This window comes from Klebsiella sp. JB_Kp031 (assembly GCF_040064295.1).
GTDB lineage: Bacteria > Pseudomonadota > Gammaproteobacteria > Enterobacterales > Enterobacteriaceae > Klebsiella > Klebsiella quasipneumoniae.
Genome location: NZ_JBEAJW010000021.1, coordinates 135578 through 152739, shown reverse-complemented (window position 1 = coordinate 152739; position 17162 = coordinate 135578). Strand labels below are relative to the sequence as shown.

The 17162-nt window shown below is 49.7% G+C and carries 15 protein-coding genes and 1 pseudogene; 2 read left to right on the top strand and 14 right to left on the bottom strand.

Annotated elements, in window-relative coordinates:
- Positions 1-382: hypothetical protein (locus ABLV64_RS07240; RefSeq protein WP_348851551.1), on the bottom strand; the 382-nt coding region annotated here is incomplete at its 3' end.
- A gap of 160 nt (positions 383-542) precedes the next feature.
- Complete coding sequence (locus ABLV64_RS07235; protein ID WP_004186900.1) at positions 543-1427, bottom strand: RepB family plasmid replication initiator protein; 885 nt, start codon at positions 1425-1427, stop codon at positions 543-545.
- A gap of 1244 nt (positions 1428-2671) precedes the next feature.
- Here ABLV64_RS07235 and ABLV64_RS07230 point away from each other — a divergent pair.
- Positions 2672-3130, top strand: a complete 459-nt coding sequence (locus ABLV64_RS07230) for a hypothetical protein (protein ID WP_014386535.1) — start codon at positions 2672-2674, stop codon at positions 3128-3130.
- A 1040-nt stretch (positions 3131-4170) separates the two neighbouring features.
- On the opposite strand, the gene ABLV64_RS07225 is transcribed toward ABLV64_RS07230, so the two are convergent.
- The 8 genes and pseudogenes from ABLV64_RS07225 to ABLV64_RS07190 form a co-directional block, all read right to left on the bottom strand.
- Positions 4171-4476 (bottom strand): chorismate mutase, encoded by a 306-nt coding sequence (locus ABLV64_RS07225; RefSeq protein WP_023328947.1) that lies wholly within the window; start codon positions 4474-4476, stop codon positions 4171-4173.
- Positions 4477-4648: 172 nt separating this feature from the next.
- Positions 4649-5617 (bottom strand): IS5 family transposase, encoded by a 969-nt coding sequence (locus tag ABLV64_RS07220; protein WP_072250928.1) that lies wholly within the window; start codon positions 5615-5617, stop codon positions 4649-4651.
- Between the two features lie 160 nt (positions 5618-5777).
- The gene (locus ABLV64_RS07215) at positions 5778-6581 is read right to left on the bottom strand and encodes an alpha/beta hydrolase (RefSeq protein WP_115694747.1); all 804 of its coding nucleotides are present in this window, start codon (positions 6579-6581) and stop codon (positions 5778-5780) included.
- Between the two features lie 51 nt (positions 6582-6632).
- The gene (locus ABLV64_RS07210; RefSeq protein WP_200843160.1) at positions 6633-6857 is read right to left on the bottom strand and encodes a DUF2087 domain-containing protein; all 225 of its coding nucleotides are present in this window, start codon (positions 6855-6857) and stop codon (positions 6633-6635) included.
- 539 nt (positions 6858-7396) lie between these two features.
- Complete coding sequence (locus tag ABLV64_RS07205) at positions 7397-7831, bottom strand: GFA family protein (protein WP_072010194.1); 435 nt, start codon at positions 7829-7831, stop codon at positions 7397-7399.
- A 105-nt stretch (positions 7832-7936) separates the two neighbouring features.
- Positions 7937-8962 carry a MerR family transcriptional regulator gene (locus tag ABLV64_RS07200; RefSeq protein WP_169509029.1) on the bottom strand — a complete coding sequence of 342 codons (1026 nt, stop codon included), beginning with the start codon at positions 8960-8962 and terminating at the stop codon, positions 7937-7939.
- A 204-nt stretch (positions 8963-9166) separates the two neighbouring features.
- Positions 9167-9550, bottom strand: a pseudogene (locus ABLV64_RS07195) (Tn3 family transposase); the annotation flags it as partial.
- A gap of 459 nt (positions 9551-10009) precedes the next feature.
- Entirely contained in the window at positions 10010-10330 is a 321-nt protein-coding gene (locus tag ABLV64_RS07190) for a hypothetical protein (RefSeq protein ID WP_048291853.1), read from the bottom strand.
- Positions 10331-11236: 906 nt separating this feature from the next.
- Between ABLV64_RS07190 and ABLV64_RS07185 the strand changes: the two genes are divergently transcribed.
- A complete protein-coding gene (locus ABLV64_RS07185; RefSeq protein WP_038992151.1) occupies positions 11237-11641 on the top strand; it encodes a DUF2251 domain-containing protein in 405 nt (134 codons plus the stop codon).
- A gap of 275 nt (positions 11642-11916) precedes the next feature.
- Here ABLV64_RS07185 and ABLV64_RS07180 read toward each other — a convergent pair whose 3' ends face one another.
- The 4 genes from ABLV64_RS07180 to ABLV64_RS07165 all read right to left on the bottom strand — a co-directional run bounded on the left by ABLV64_RS07180 (position 11917) and on the right by ABLV64_RS07165 (position 17078).
- On the bottom strand, positions 11917-12399 hold the full coding sequence (locus tag ABLV64_RS07180) for a hypothetical protein (protein WP_004196929.1): 483 nt from the start codon (positions 12397-12399) through the stop codon (positions 11917-11919).
- A 378-nt stretch (positions 12400-12777) separates the two neighbouring features.
- Entirely contained in the window at positions 12778-14277 is a 1500-nt protein-coding gene (locus tag ABLV64_RS07175; protein ID WP_080876673.1) for a lipopolysaccharide kinase InaA family protein, read from the bottom strand.
- 27 nt (positions 14278-14304) lie between these two features.
- The gene (locus tag ABLV64_RS07170; protein WP_094617618.1) at positions 14305-16038 is read right to left on the bottom strand and encodes a PP2C family serine/threonine-protein phosphatase; all 1734 of its coding nucleotides are present in this window, start codon (positions 16036-16038) and stop codon (positions 14305-14307) included.
- Positions 16038-17078 carry a TerY-C metal binding domain-containing protein gene (locus tag ABLV64_RS07165; protein WP_169509028.1) on the bottom strand — a complete coding sequence of 347 codons (1041 nt, stop codon included), beginning with the start codon at positions 17076-17078 and terminating at the stop codon, positions 16038-16040. The genes ABLV64_RS07170 and ABLV64_RS07165 overlap by 1 nt, the downstream gene beginning before the upstream one ends.
- Positions 17079-17162: the final 84 nt, after the last annotated feature.

The window sequence follows — 17162 nt, the reverse complement described above, 5'->3', positions numbered from 1 at the left end:
TCATCCTCAACGCTGGCGGGTAAGCGGGGCCGCTGCCGGTGCTCATCCTCAACGCTGGCGGGTAAACGGATCCGCTGCCGGTGCTCATCCTCAACGCTGGCGGGTAAACGGGACCGCTGCCGGTAGTCATCCTCAACGCTGGCGGGTAAGCGTGGCCGCTGCCGGTGCTCAACCTCAACGCAGGCGGGTAAATGGGGCCGCTGACGGTGGCTATCCTCAACGCTGGCGGGGAAAGTGGGCCGCTGCCGGTGCTCATCCTCAACGCTGGCGGGTAAGCGGGGCCGCTGCCGGTGCTCATCCTCAACGCAGGCGGGTAAACAGGGGCGATACCAGTGACCATCCTCAACGCTGACGGGTAAGCGTGGTCGCTGCTGGTGGTCATCTTCAACGCTGGCGGGTAAACAGGGCGCTGCTGGTGTAAAGCCTCATTCCTGGAGGGTAATTACCTGTTTCGGTTTGCTGCGTTAGCTAAAAACCCGAACTCTTAAAATTACACTCTGGAGTCAGTGTGTAATGTAAATGACTGATTTTACCTAAATAACTCAGGTAACTTTTTTGTTTCGACTAAGAATGACCAGTACATAATCCCCACGATTTTTTTCTATCGTGTATTTTAAAAAACCAGCTTCATCCAGTTGCTCTAACGCTTTTTTTATCGTCGCATTCTGAGCACCTTTGTGTGAAGTCAGCTGCAACCGTTCTCTTAAGCGGTCGAATCCAATGCGATAAAAATGGTCAGGTAATTCAACTAGATAAAGATACAGTGCCTGGGCTGATTCTTTTCGAGACAGGGTCTTCAATATTTTTAAGTAAAGTCGGGTCTTCCCGTCGACACGATACAGAGTATTCAAATCCGGATTTGGCCTGATAATGACCTCATCGGTTCCCTCATCATAGTAAGAAGTAGACACCAGGCTCATGTCGATCTTTACTTTTTTCCCTTCTACTGTTGAGTTTTTGATGAACTGGAAATGGGTGTGCTGGATCCGTGTCAGTGAGTCGCTAAAACGTTTCCTTAACCTTGAATCAACTCGTTTTGTAGCAAGCCCACAACTGAAAGCAAAATCAATAAAATTGACCCTAACAGTCCCATCAGGCTCAAGAAATGTGTTGGCGAGTGTGTCCACGATCCCTAGCCAGACTTTGAAATCCGTATCCATATCAAGCCTGGGCCCAAAAATACTAATCTTTTCGTACCCCTCTCCAGCGATAGAAGAAAGACGACACAACTCAGTCGTTGCATCGATGACATGACCTCGTGCCATAGGGTCACTGCCATCCTTGACTGTCGGAACAAAGACCCCCAATCGCAGTAGCGATTTGGGTTGAATACTCTGTTTTGAGTTAGGAACCAAATGTATAACTTCACCAGAACTTTTATCTTGCTCAGTGATGATTAGCGCTAACTGATTGTTATCATTGGCCATTTTATAAAATCCCGGATGTGGATATTTTTACCAGATTACCCGCTGGCGTTGATAAAATCTACCCTCTGGCGATGATAATTGCCCCGTTAGCGTTGATTGTATACCCTCTGGCGATGATGGTTCACCCGCCAGCAATGATAGAATACCCGCCAGCGTTGACAGAGATGGCCTGAGAGGCCCGTAGTTCAAGGCCTCACTAAAACGTTATTCTTTTATTAGTCCTTTTTGTCCTTTACTTAGCTTTAGTTAAGCTTCTGTTATTATTCTAAGCTGTGGATAAACATCATCATCAATAGTCAACAATCCGGGCAAGACAGAATCACCAGACAGCAAGGGAGAAAACTTACCAGAAGCCGGTCAGACACTGTTTGAAACACGCCGAAGCACCACCTGTAACCAACCCATTCTTTCTCCATACGACGCTGCAACTGTTTCGGTTCGATCGTTGTTCACTCCTCTACCCGGCATGCAGTATGCAGTGACAAACTGAATTCGTCTGGCCCGACAATAAATTCACCAGCACGCTGTTGGCTGACATTACCATGCTGCCATTTGCCGAAACTGAATCACCCTATCGTTAAGGTTCGCGACTGAGCAGATAGTTCAGAGGAGGGGAGACAGGCATCGTTTGATACTCTTCAGGCAGGCACAATTTTCCGGAATGCCCGGATTAATATGTGGTAATTATGATTTTCGGGCATCAAATGTAACGACAGAGTTACCTGACAGACAGGTATTCACCTGACGGCCCAAGGCATCAACAATAACCGCAACCATCGTATCCGACACAGTCAAAACAGACGGAAAGGTGAGGACTGATATCCTTCCATACCGTGTCTACTGGATGCTCTGCCATGGTCCGTGAACGGGATGCACCAGTGTCGATACCAGGAATGTCTACTGCAGGCGACAACGATCTAAATTTTGCATCGAGCGTTATTCAGGCTGCGTTGTGTCTACTATATACGATACCCTCTGCTCCGTGCTTAAAACTCAAACAACATTATCAGGACATACCGAGTTTCCTGTCTTTTGTGTCGACTACAGTAGACCTGCGGGAAAAAAGAGGGGGGAGGGGTAACCTGTATACCAGAACGCAAAAGTGATAATTCAAAAGAGACAGCCACATGCACTAAATCAGATCGGTTTCCTGATTTTTTTTTAACCTGATATTTAATGCTAATGTATGCGTACATTAGCATTAGCTGGGGAAAAGATACGTGAGAGCTGAAACGCAAGAAGCTATGCGGATGTTTTTGGGGGGACGTTGCTACACGGCTAAACAGCTCGAAAAGGACTATCTCTCTGAAGTGGCAGGTTACAGCGACGACCGCTGGGAAGCGCCGCAAAGAGCTGCCCGCCTGGCGGCAGCGGTAAAACGCTACAAAACCTCCGAGATGCTGCGTTTTATTTTTGCCACCATCGCGTATGATCCCGACCCGGATCTGACCCCGCTTGCCGTGAAGCGGCTGTGTCAGGCCTTGTTCGGCAGAACCGGTAGCCAGTGGCTTATTGTGGAAATTTTCGGGGTGAAGGGACGGCAGCACCGCAGCGTTGACAGTACGCCGGAGGCCGTTGAAAAAATGGCAACCAGGTATCGTCATGCAGCAGAGCTGCACTGGGCTGCAACTCTGGCGGAAATTGAACGGGTAAAGCGCAACTATCAGACCCTGGTTAAGGCACCCGGGAAGAGAGAAGGGTGAATACCATAAACTTAAAGCTAATGTACGCGTACATTAACTTTAAGATAAAGTGGATCTACAACCTATTTTTCTGTATCACAACGGCTTCCAGACTTGTCGATTTGCACGGTAATTCCGGCCGGAAGCGACAGGAGATACCCGGACATTTCGGCTGGAAAAACCGATCGCATTTGGCAAAAAGCGCATCGGCATTGAAGACGTGGCCGCGACCATTGAGGGATGCAATGAAGTATTTCATGCAGGACTTTCGGCAGGCATCCTGGACCTGAACATATCAGTAATGCTGTCTTTTCTCATCTTTGACTCACGCCTGAATGAAATTATTCATCATCACCGGCAGGGGCTGCAGTGCTGGTATGCACTTTATAGCAGTCCACCCGGCGGGCCAATTCATGAAAGCTGGTGGGATCGGACCATCACACTCAAAACGTAAGACAACATGCCTTATAGCCCTGCAAAGCCTTTGCCCCGGAGCGCCACGCTCTGCGTGGGTCGCGACTGTGCACATTTTCGGCATATTCTTTTTTTCTTTTTTTTATTTTTTCTCTTTTTTTCGTCCGCGCGGGGGCGGTGGGCCTGGCACGGTGAAGGGCAGGACCCTTAAGGGTATGTTGTCTTACGCAGGCTCTTTTGCTGCCTGTGAGAGGAACCTCTTATCAGAATGGTGATGCTGGCCATCCTCTTCGTCGTCTCATTCAAATCCTGTGAGGATGCTCCCCACTCTGATGGTAGAGGGGGGAGCAGAATAAAACCCACCAGAAAAAAAGACGAAGATCCAACTTGGTGTGCCTGTGGAGGCTGAAGAATGCTGACACGTCCGTTCTCCGGGTTAAAAGGGATGAGCTGGTTTTCTACTGTGCGGAACAGGGGGAGTGGAAGGTACCCGCCTACGCCTGAGTTACGGCACGATGTAGCTACACAGCAACATGCTGTGTAGCCTGGCACCGGAATGCTGCCTAAGCGATACTCCGCTGGACTTCACAGCCGTCACGTGCTGGACAGCGATGGAGAAGAAAACGTTGGTTATGTGAAGGGGCGGGTTATTCAGGGCCGGATTTCGTCTTCTGCAGCTGCTGGTGTTGCCCGAGTTCATAATCAATGAATGCGCCAATCATCGCCCGATAGGTTTTTTCAATAATCGTTTCGGGAAGTCCTGCTTCAGTGGCCTGCTTACGTACCCGGTCGATGATCTGTTGTACTCTGTCAGGTGCACGCACGGATGCCTGATCAGTTTTAAACGCCGCTGCAGCTTTAACGCATTGAGCACGCTGAGCTATGAGTTTGACCAGCTCACTGTCTATCTGATCGATATGATTTCTGACATCAGTTATAGAGCTATATTCCACGAAATCGATCCTATAAACTAGTACAAAAGACCAATATATTATAATAAACACAACGGAAAGCAAAACAGATTCCCCCGTCCCGTGGATGGGGGTAATAGAACAGGAAAATTCGACGAGGCTTTGTTGAATAAATCAGATTTCGGGTAAGTCTCCCCCGTAGCGGGTTGTGTTTTCAGGCAATACGCACGCTTTCTGGCATCCCAGCCTTTGTCATCCTGTTCAACGCACGCACCATGGCCATAGCTTCCGCTACCTGACCATCGTAGTCACGCAGCGTCAGTGAATCTCCCAACAACTGCTTCATTCTGTACATTGCCGTTTCCGCTATCGAGCGACGGTTATATTCCGTTGTCCATTTCCACCGTGCATTGCTTCCGCTCAGCCGCTGAATAGCAACGGCACGGTTGCGGTCTGCGTACTCACCGGGCCAGTAACCTGCTCCTTTTCGGGGAGGAATAAGCGCGCTGATTTTTTTGCGGCGCAGTTCATCGTGACAAAGCCGGGTATCGTAAGCCCCGTCTGCCGCGGCTGCCCTGATTTTTCTGTGAGTCTGCCGGATAAGGCCCGGGAAGGCTTCTGAGTCCGTGACGTTATTCAGCGACAGGTCTGCACAGACAACTTCATGTGTGTTGCTGTCAACAGCAAGATGCAACTTTCGCCAGATACGACGGCGCTCTTTGCCGTGCTTTCTGACTTTCCATTCGCCTTCACCAAAGACCTTCAGCCCGGTGGAATCAATCACCAGGTGTGCGATTTCACCCCGGGTGGACGTTTTGAAACTGACATTAACCGGCTTTGCCCGCTTACTGACACTGGTGTAATCCGGGCAGCGCAACGGAACGTTCATCAGGGCAAAAATGGAATCAATAAAACCCTGCGCAGCCCGCAGGGTCAGCCGGAATACGCGTTTAATCACCAGAACGGTGGTGATGGTGAGATCAGAATAGCGCTGGGGCCTTCCTCGTGATGAAGGCGTTGCCGACTCATACCAGGCCTGAATAGCCTCATCATCCAGCCAGAAAGTGAGGGAGCCACGGTTGATGAGAGCTTTGTTGTAGGTGGACCAGTTGGTGATTCTGAACTTTTGCTTTGCCACGGAATGGTCTGTGTTGTCGGGAGGATGCGTGCTCTGATCCTTCAACTCAGCAAAAGTTCGATTTATTCAACAAAGCCATGGTTATTACAACGCATACCGCCCTCATACGACCAATGGTGGTTTATCGCCTTGCTTACATGAAGAAAAATGGAAACAGATTATTCCGGTGTCTTGATTTTGTGATCCACTACATGCGAGATTAGACTCAATCGAGAAATTCCGTCAGGAATCTCCGTAACTGTCGGCTACATTCAACCGGAGCCATGTGAGTTTGTCCTTCAAGAACATGTAGCTTGGCGTCTGGTATACCATTTCGGGCAGCTTCCATCATGCCGTCGCCAAAAAACTGATCCAGTTCCCCTCCGATAATCAATGTCCTTGCTGTGATCGAGGTCAGATCGACTGGCTCAGCCTGCATCATCAATTGAAGATATCGCACAATAACGACACCGGAGTTCATTTTTTCTGTAAGTTTGTTGCAGTCCACCCAGAGCTTTATCTTCAGTAACAAATTTAGCAGGGGATTGCGGAATATTGCCGCAAAGTCATTGATCAGCTCGTAGTACTGCTCCTGTTGGGCGAACTGGATTTGTCGATTTATCCTGTTTTCGCCGTTCTCGCTGAACTTGTGAGCGCTCGCCACCAGAATCAGCTTCTTAACCCACCCTTCACGCGCTGCCGCAAGCTTTGTCGCCAGCAATCCGCCATAGGATATCCCTATGAGCGAAAACGCCGAGACCTTCATGTCTCTGATGGCGCGCTCATAGTCTGTCACAATCGTTTCAATCGTCGCCTTTGCTTCGGGCTGCTGATCGTAGCCAATTAGGATGAAGCCCTGTGTTGGCGGCAACATACGTGCGACACGCTTTGCGTCCCGGAGCATCCGGTCAAAGCTGTGTTTGCGTACAAAACCTTGCCCACCGTTGATCACGATCACGGGATCAGTTTGATCACCCATGCGAATATAGGGAATTCTTTCGAGCAAAAAGCCGGTCTTAAATTTGGTCATGATCATCCTCAGCAGCAATAGCTGCTTTCACCAGTACATTTGGCTGTTGGGTTATTTATCAGCGATCTGCCGGGCAATAGCTTGCGCTAGAGGTGGCATCGGCAGCTCTATCCGGATGCAAACACGGCCATCCCGTGTTCTCGATACCAAACCGGCATCGCAGATCTCGCGGCGCAGCAAGGCGTTATCTCCGAAACTGTGCCACGCTTTCATAAGTGCGTCCACCTCGGCTTCCTTCAGTTTCGTCCGGCCGGCAAGCGAGACCAAAGCACCCATAGAACCGATATCTGATCCGAACGTTTGCTTGGAAAGCGCATAAGAACACCATCCTTATCAAAGCATCGGGTCACACGCTCCACGCTCGCTCGTCAATAATAGGGTGTTTTTCTTCCTTTACGGGGTTTGAGGGCCAATGTAACGAAAACGTACGCTAAGAAGCTAATTCATTGTTTAAATTTAAGTTTAACGTTCTCAGTTCTCCCTTCAAAACATCCTCCGGTGGCGTGAACGTATAATGCCCCAGCATATTGATATGCCCGTGCATCAGTGGGGATATCTAGGCTGGTCGCTGCTTATGGATGAGCGTCTTTAGTAGAAGTTCCGCAGATCTCCCCAGTGCGAACCTCGCACGTCACTCTGTGACGCATTTGGTCAGTTAACGCTTGTTCTAGATAATGACATTCCTGGATTCAATGTCGTGCCTGTAGTTTGCAGGTACGATGTTAATCAATGGCCGTGAACACATCTGTGATGCCAGCTGGTCGCCCGGACGAGCGGCGTGTTAATGTCCTGAACATCGAGGCCAAGGGCTTTCTTTATTCTGGTTTAAGTATGTCTAAGTTTCTTAAAAGTGATGTTAGTGAACTTACTGGTCCGCTATGACTTATGCCCGAGCGAGTTATATCCCAAGGCATGGCATCATCAGTGCAGTAATCTCCAGCACATTGCATATCAAAATGTTTATCTAACAAACCAATAGGTACCCAGACATAAGGTAAATCTCGCAACAAATTGGGTACGGTAGAACCACATGTCGAGCAAAAATCCGTACGGTAACCAGTTGATTTACACCATGAGAAAATGCCGCTATCTCCTTGGGTCCAGAAGAAATCATTGGCATTTATAATAGTCGCGAGATTATAACCAACCCCGCTTTGCTTCCTGCAAAGCGAGCAATGGCAACGATAAAACTTTGATGGAATTACCGATATTTCAAATGCGATTTTTCCACATAAGCATGAACCTTTCATTTAAATCCACTCTGACCTTTTTGTTACTACCTTTGATGGATAGGGTGACTGATGTGATTGGCGTCATCCGGCTGGAGGGAGCCGGATGACGGGATACTTTAGTTATTATTTTTGATTCAAATTGATGACAGCTTCACGCAAATAAGCCAGTAGTGGTGGTGTAAGCCAGGTGCCTTCGCTCAGCGTGGGTTCCTGCTCCATTGCCTGGCGGATTTTCATCTGCGTGGCTGGATTTTCACCGGCGTAAGAACGGAACAGCTCCAGCCAGTCGGCGGCCACTTGGCGGGCATGTGCGCTGTCCGGTGCGATGCCGTCGTTGAGGGCTGATTGGAGGCGAGCGATCAGCGCCGGCCACTCCTGCATGCGGTCGAAATAGTGCTTGCGGACATAGGCATACTCTTCTTCAGACAGATATTTCTGATAAATTGTCAGCTTGGTTTCAGCAAATGCACGGGTGATATAGTCGGTCATGGCCGGCGTGATACCGATCTGTTCACGCATTGACGGCTCATCGGCGTGCATGGCGTTCAGACGCGTGAGAAACGCCGGATTGCCGGCAGTGTCGCGCTCCAGAGTTAGCATCCAGCGGCGCGCGATGCGCTGCGCCTGCGGATCCTCCGCCGGCGTGCCGTTTGCCATCAGTTCATGCACCTGCTGTACCATTGCCGCCCATTCTTGCTGGCGTTGCGTATCGGCCTGATAAAACGGCAGCTGCGCCAGTTCATCAGCAGTGAAATATTTATCATACATAGTCATTAACTCCAACGTTGTCAGCCAGTCGTTCAGTTCCGGATCATCGCCCGCCGTCAATTGCAGCTGCATCGTCTGCAGGCGAGCGCGCAGCGCGGTGATTTGCGCCAGTTGCTGGTTCAGCATGGCAATCTGCCGCTCAAGCACCGTTGGCAGCGCCAGATCCGAACGTTCCAGAATCGCCCCGACCTCGGCCAGCGTCATTCCCATGCGGCGTAGCGCCTGGATATGATGCAGACGGGCGATATCGGCCCGGTTATACAACCGGTAGCCGGAGTCGGAGCGCGCAGAAGGGATCAGCAAACCAATATTGTCGTAGTAGTGTAGTGTGCGAACGGTAATACCGGAACGGCGTGCCAGTTCGCCGACTTTCAGTAACATAGTATGTTCCCCCTTTGTGCGAGCAGAGAGACTAAAACCTGACGCGGCGTGAGGGTCAAGCGGGGAAATGTTTTTTTATCGTGGGAAACGAGAAAGACTGGTTTGCAGGGGTTCAATAAAGAGTTTTTAATTGAGAGGGCGAGGCGCTGACCTGTTTCCCGCAGTCTGCAAAGTAGATCTAGGGGTCAGTTTGGATATCGAAAATTATTGTACGTTAAGGTTGTTTTTTGACCTTCCGACTTTAGCTGGCCTCAGCCGCCGAAACTTACCTGAAGCCGGTATCCGGTTGCTTTTCCAGATATAATCGCCTGTCAGATTGATGTGTTCCCAGCCTAGCGGGGACAAATGCGATAGCAGTTGCTCGTTGATCTTCACCCCTTTACGCTTCAGGACATCGACCGCTCTTTCCATATAAACGGTATTCCACAGCGAGATAGCTGCCGTCAGCAGCGTCAGTCCACTGGCGCGGTAGCTCTGATTTTCCGGTTTACGATCCCTGATTTCACCTAGACGGTGCAGGAATACCGCGCGCGCCAGCGCGTTACGGGCGTCTCCTTTATTCAGTCCCGCCTGGACCCGCCGACGAAGTGCCGGATCACTCTGCTTCAGTGGTGGTAGCTAATCACCACAAACTGTTAGATACAAGCAACCGTGTTAAGTTCCCTAGTGTAGCTGAAATTTTTTATGAACATCCCCCTAAGCGTCAGCAGCAAGCTGCCGCCGCTAAGGCCCCGGAAATCACGCCCTTTACGTCGTAAACGCCGTAAAGCCCGCTCACCGGGGTTAAAAGGGATTACTTTGACTTCTTCATTGCTGTTAGCTGGTTAAGGCTAATCAGGGCAGGGGGTAGGGTGGCAGAATTTATAGCCCAGTAGCCGGCTACGCCGGGCTTTCGGCGCCATTTGACTCCACAGGTACATGCCGCTTCATCTGGCGCCTCCATGCCGCTGACGCGGCATCCGAAAGTTTCCCGTCCGCTTTGTGCCAACAGCGGACTTTGCACTTTAGAAATGATTATAGCAGCGCCTCAGACGCCGCTGAAGAATGCTAACGCGTAAGGAAAAGAGCCGAGGTCCAGATACGCGACTGGTCTTTCTGTCTCGCACTGATGAACAGAGCATGTTCAGACTTTTCGGGCAGATTGATTTCTGAAAGAAGTACATCACCCCGGAGGTCACGTGGCAGCGGCTGTTCCGTCACCAACTCGATCTCGACCAGCAGCTCAGTGCCCGCCAGAGCAAAAGTCTCTTTGCCCGATAACAGAAGGGTTTTGCCATCAATCTCAGCATCTAAAACGGGTGCCCATGAATGAGGTTGAGGCGTAAGTGGATCGCCTACTTTGATGTAGCTGCTGATTTCCAGATGCACGCGTACCGTTATCACCTCGTTTTCTGGTGCAGCTTGCTGGCGCTTGGCCTGGCCGTCTTCATTCGTCCATCCCCGCCTAATCAGATTGCGCCTCCGCTGTTGAAAGTTGCCAGTGATACTTAAACGGCAGTAGACGCTGGGTATTCCTGATGATGGCTGGATGAACTTCGGGATAAGAGTATGCGCTGAAAACGATTCCTCCTGTTAAGCCAGACCACCCGTTGGAGCAACGTACTTCACTGATTGTTCACTTTCGAGAGCGTCACGGATGATGCGAGCCGGTGGTTGACCGAACATACGCGAATATTCAAGTGTAACCAGCGTCACGCGTCCTGCCATTCGTTGACCAGAGATCTGGATCAGATCTGCCGCAGGCAACTCTCTGGCAAGGGCAACCCCCCAGACCTGCCCATTGCGCATCAAAATCGTGGGCACCTTTTGCAGCTGCAGCCAGTATTTTGCCAAGCGAATAGGTCAGAGGATACGGAGGTATACTCTTTTTCGGGAGTTCGCAGGCGAGGTGATGATCGTCTCTGACCGTCGTGTTTCCAGTGATCCTCTTCACAATTCCCCCCTTGAAACTTCCCCCGACAAAAAACAGGGACTGTTTAAACAAAGGCTGGAAAGCCGCCATACAGTGCCCCGGTATACTCAGCACGACACCAATAAAAATGAGTATCCTACATATGAAAACTATGGCTATCACCTCTGACAGCTACGTCAATGTCAGCGTGCAGGAGAAGATCGGATACTGGCTGGGCGATATGGCCTCCAATCTGTCAGTTGTCGTTTTACAACAAAATGCCTGCAGGTCAGGGGAGAATTCATCGCAGGGATGTTATGGTAGATTGCTTGCCAGTTTGAAAGTAGCCTTACCAAACATTCAGGGAAAGGAGAGTCATCGGTATGACAATTTTAGTGACGCTACAGGCTCAGCTCATTGTGGGAGAAGAGCAGGTGATAAAAAGCCTGGCACCGGAGGGGATGCTGGCGGCCGTATTTGAAGACGACGGCCGGACCGGGTATTTCTATGCGCTCGATGAGTCCCTTGAAGGAAACCCGATTCTTGATGCAGTGCATATCTACAATGTCGAGGATATATCAGACGCCCACATTCCTTCAGACGTTAAAATCGGCTGGTCTGAAGACAGTCAGAAGTGCGTGCTCCTTATCAACGGATATCCGCATGCAGTGTTCGATTTCGTGGGGAAAAATGGGTACTGCAGAAGTGGATACCCACCCCCGATTAACAAGGTTTGGTCTGTGTCCGGACATGAATGGAGCGATTCGGTGGATGACTTTTTCCGGTGAGTTACGGTGGGCTTAACGCCTGCCGCTTTTCTTTATCAAAAGTGAAAATGTCGCCCTGAAGAGACCGGACGATTTCATGGACTTTCAAATGATAAACCAGGTATCCAAATGCCCGCTTCTTTTTCATGCCTTAAATGACGAAGTCGTGGCGTTTTACACAAAGTTTGGATTCGAGACCTCTGCAGCCAATGCACTGACATTATTGTTCCCGGTCAAAGTATGAAAACTGCTCGGCGCTGATGGAAGGTTCGTCCGGGGCAGGATAGCAGGTGATGTTACTCATACTTCCCTGGGACTGGCTCCCCCATATAGGTGTGGGTACAGCAACGGCAAGTTACCTTAACGTCCTTTCCCGTAATCGAAGGGTTTACCTGTTGTAAGATTCCATTTCCATCAACAAACAGGCCCGGATAAAAGCTGCTGTCACCGATACGTACCAAATCTCTTTTCTGATGCTCATGCAGCGCGACCAACCAGAAAACAGGCTCTGTTGTATCAAGACGACCACATACTTCGCTGAATACCTTATCCCACGGTTGGCCAATCTGTTTGACGAGAAAGTAAAACAATGGGGTATAGTCACGGCCTCTCTTTTGCCTGCCATGCATTGTCTCGCGCTTTGCCAGCAGCTCGTCTTCGGCTTTTTTACGGTTTCGCCCCCAGCGATACTCCCCCCCCGGATTAATTGAATAATGCCGCGTAGTTGTATTGTCACTGCGATATAGTTTACGTGACTTGTTCAGTTTATGAGTACGCATAGCCTGGTCTTCTATATGCTTCTTTCTTATGTGAGCCAGAGCGCTCACCGGATCCGGGTTCAGTAGCCTGTGATGGCTAAAATTAAGGTCATGTTTAAAGGTGATTGTCTCATTCTGCAGAGGTATCTTTCGCCAGACAACCACCAAAATTCCGTTTCTGGCCCAGAGTGGCCTGTCAGGTGAAGTTGAGCTCTGCGCTGCAACAATGTCAGGTCAGGGTTAATGTAAAGCTAAATTTCATACCAACAAAGACATCCATTACCCCACAAATACTCCTGGAATAAGCCCCGCTCGTGCAGCAGGGCTTATCTGATTTACATACCAAAACGCCTGATAACGTTTTACCTCACTCCACCTTTTGCTGGTGATGAATATCAGTTAATTCACCACGAGTTGTACCACTACCAGCCGCCCACCATCCTCTGAAGAAAGGATGAACTGGGTGTTGTCCTCCAGCAGCAACTTTTCACCAATGCCGACAGTTTTCCGATCGGGAAGTGATATGAGCCCGCTAAGCCCCTCGTTAACCAGCCACCACTGGTCATTATGGAAGACGAAATAACCAACCCTTTTCTTCTGCTCATCGGTGGTTCGTTCGTTAGGAGCAATCAGTCGGTTGACGTGCCATGCATATAATGACTGACCGCTCCACACCATAAGCCGGTGATCATCTGGCCTGAAAGTTCCAGCTTTTCTCGACGAATACAGATTCAGGATGGGTAGTTTGCCTTTGTAGGGTGTACCGCAATAGGGACAAACGGGTTTCGTCTTGCCATTGAAAACGTACCATTTCTGGTCACAATCCTTGTTCTGGCATGGCTGGATGAGGTCGACGGTTTTTACCAGGGCGCTCTCCCATTCATCGGCTGTAGGGCGCTTCGACGGATCATGCAACCCGTCAATAAAAGCCCGGTCGAAGAGAGGTTTCAGGTAGGGCCCCATAATGGTGTACGGGATTTTCTGAGGATCTGCCCACGGGAGCGAAAACGATGAGACCTGATTAACCTTAACTGCATTGCTTCTGTCAGTCGGGTGTTCGATAAAAAGTGCCCGCTCTCCCATGGAAAGCGCCTCATCCCTGACCTCATCATCGATATCGTGAATTTTCCCTCCCCGTAACGGGTGCCGGAAAAGAAGATACATGTAAATGAGTACCGAAAGTGCATGCCGGTCAGTAGCGATACTCGGCAATACGCGGCGGGGATCGTCTTTAGGAAGATGGCTTGTCTTCACCACTTCCGGTGCAATAAAATCAGGTGTGCCAACCACGTCTGGAGGATATTTTCCCGGAACCACCAGCCCATCAACATCAATAATGCATGCGTGGCCTAGTTCCGGATCTATCAGCACATTTTTATAACTCAGGTCACTATGACACAGGCCCGCAGCATGCATTCGTCTGACTGCACGCGTTAGAAGGATGCAAACCTTCAGATAGTTAAGCGTATTGCCACGTTCACGTGGATCGAGAAATTTATTCTGATTGTTCGCACTGGCAAACCATTTTCCTTCCTTTTCTCGTCCTTTAATCCCGAGGAAATCATTGTTTTTGGAACCATATCGGAAGAAGAAATGCTGCTGGTAAGCAGGTACAACAATACCCACCTTATCAGCGTGCTCAACCACATCAGTGGGCCAGCAAAAGAGGCCTTTCCAGTAATCTCCACCCGTCTGCTCAAAAATATTCTGCCGGTACCTCCCGGTGATCATGTTGATACGTTCCCGGGCCTGTTCATTCTGCGGTTTATGGTAGAAGGCTACGACATATGATTTATCCGGAGAAAAATAAACGTCTTTCATTGAGCCAGAGCCGATGACCTCATCGACATACTGAATGGTTTTTCCATCCTTAGTTTTGCATGTAATTATATTTGCCATGAATAGCCACCTGCTATCGCATTAATTTCACCAGAGCACAATGATTGTGCGATCATCGTGATTTCCCGGAGAGAAAAAGTTAAGCCACTCCACCAGTTGTGCCGAGGCATGTTCAGGGTCTGTGAGTAGGGGAGAGAGCTCGGCCATCAGCCTGTCCCATTTTTGTGGATTCTGAAGCCCGTTATCCGTCTCAAACCAGGGATCGGAAACACCATCAGTCATCAGAACCAGATGCGATATGTCGTTCCACTTACCGATACTGATACGTTTACTGAATCCGGCATCACTGACGGCATCGGCATCCAGAAACCGCGTCTGACCTGCATACTCTCCGCTATCCGGTGTCCCAAGCACTCTGACTTTGCCAGCAGGTCCATATGCAGCTATCGCACCGTCACCTAACCAGAAAGACGCGGCAAACAGATCGGCACCGTCGCGAAAAGTGACGGTCGCGAGTAAAGTTGTTGAGAATGACTTTACTTTATCTTCAGCCAAAATTGCGGCACTGCTGATATTGTTTACGGCCAGTACCGCTGCCTGTCTGAAGTGGTGGTTCATAAACTCCCATACTGCTCGCTGATCTTCACTGTTCCAGCGAAAGACTCTGTTTTTGATCTCAAGCCCTTTTTCAGTCTTGAACTGGTTGAAGAGATAGTTACCAACGGTTTCAGAAACGATACGGGAGCCTTCCCGGGAATATTTAGCGCTCCCCGCGCCATCGGCTACCAGTAATACACTCCATCCGGATACATCACTGAAGTTGAGGTAATAATCGTCGTCACGAAAAGAGCCTACATGTTCATGGGAGCGTCCACGACGGCTTGCTCCGGCAATATGAATACCTGACCGACAGACACTCTGGTGGTCGATACTCTTCTTGTAGAATGGTGCATCAGAAGGCGGGTCAATCACTTTCCAGAGACTTTTCGGATCAGGGTTCACGACAAAAAGTAACTTTTTTTCATTATCACGATGTGAGCTGCATGACCATTTCACAGTCAGTTCAAAGTCTCCGCTCTGCCCTGGTGTCCCCTGGAGGCGTCGCTCATTGATATCAAATATCAGCCCTATGTCCTGAGAGAAGTTAACCTCCGTGATCTCTGCCTCAACACCTGTATCGGTCGCTATTTCCAGTCGAACATCGTAGGGTTCACCTGCCCGTGCATTTGGCAGCATGATAAACACCTCCGGCACTTTTCCGGGGGCAGGGGGTGTTTTATTCTCCACTCTCTGAGGTACTTCCCCGGGCCGTAAAGCACTGACTGCGGTGTCAGCTGAAAGGTTGTCAGAAACAACCGGACTGGTTTTATCCATGTCTTCTGGTTGCGCAGTGACGGAAGCCTCGGTCTGTAAGACCCCGGTTGCATCAGGAACTTCTTCAGTGTGTCCCTGAACGCCTTCTGACGCTGTATCATCCACCATTTCACTATGCGCTTCCTGCTTATCATTTCCCTGAAGTGCAGTAGCGGCATGGACGGGTTCAATCTCAGGTCGATCAGCTTCGCTTTCACCAGAGTTTTGAGGTGGGAGGATATTGTCAGAAAAAGGCTGGGTAAGACATTCTGAAACTGTTTGAGTGTTCTCCGCCGGTATGGCTTCGCTTGCACAGTGTTGAATGACCGTTTCTCTCAGCTGCCGCACAGCAAGGGCAACATCAGGTATGTTACCAAGACAGCATACTTTATCAGCATCAGTCGGTTCCCCTGATGCCTCCAGAATGAGAGCAATAATTTTATGTTCAGGTGTAATGAACTCGCTCATTAGCCGCGTCCTCTGCTAACGTTAAAATCTGAATTTCCACCCTCGCTCTGAAAGGACAAACCTTTCCCACACCATGGGCAGTTCACATCATCAGGCCCATCAATACAGAGAAGTTTTCCGCAGGTACACATCGCAAAAGCACTACTGTTTCCGCAGTGTGGGCACCCTGGTACGCCATGGAGTTCACTGGTGTTTATCTGCGCCCCCGCTACGGCCATATCCGTCCATGAGAAGTAATCTTCATCCACAGGATAACAACCAGCAATGTTAAAGCTGTTAAGGTTTAGATCGAAAGCGAGCCCCGATACCCTGGCTGGCGGACGCTCATACTTAATCAGATAGGGTCGACGGGTTTTACTGCAACGCCCGGTTAATACCACACAGTTTTCATCGTATGCACGGGCTGTGTCATCTTTGGCAAGTTTGACGATATAGTCAGTTTGTTTCAGGGGCGGCTGAGAATCCTCGCCAACACTACGACTATGAGCCGTGACTGAAGCTGTGATCCACTGGATAAACCGCGAAAAATCGCCTTCCTGATTTTCCGTAAACGATAAGACGTTTTCAGTCAGTTGCCTGAGTACACTGAGATCAACTGATGGTCCGATCCCCACAGCAATCATATTCACTTTTTTTGCGTAAAATTCGTTCCAGCGCTTAACCTCAGCTGAAATGTCATCTGTCGGTCGGCCGTCAGTAAGTAAGTAGACAACTGGCTTCCAGTCACCTTTTTCTTCCAGCGTCGTTTTTCGGACCTGAGAATCTATTTGTGTTGTCAGTTCCCGTAAGGCAGTCGCGAGGTTAGTTCCTCCACCGACAGGAAGGCGAGGGGGATAAAAAGACACAATGTCATGTAACGGGACAATCGTTCTGGCAACACCAGCAAAGGCAATTACTGACACCCAGACAGTCTCCAGAGCATGAGGGTCCTTACGCAGATCGCTCACAATCTTCTGCAAGCCATCATTCATCCTTTTCAGGTTTTCACCAATCATGGACTCAGAACAGTCCAGAACAAAAAAAACGGGAAGTCGTCTCACAGGAAACTCCCTCATAGCAAAATGTGACGTCCATAGCAGAGATGGACTTTATCGGTATACGGCAGGGTTATTCCCTGCCATACC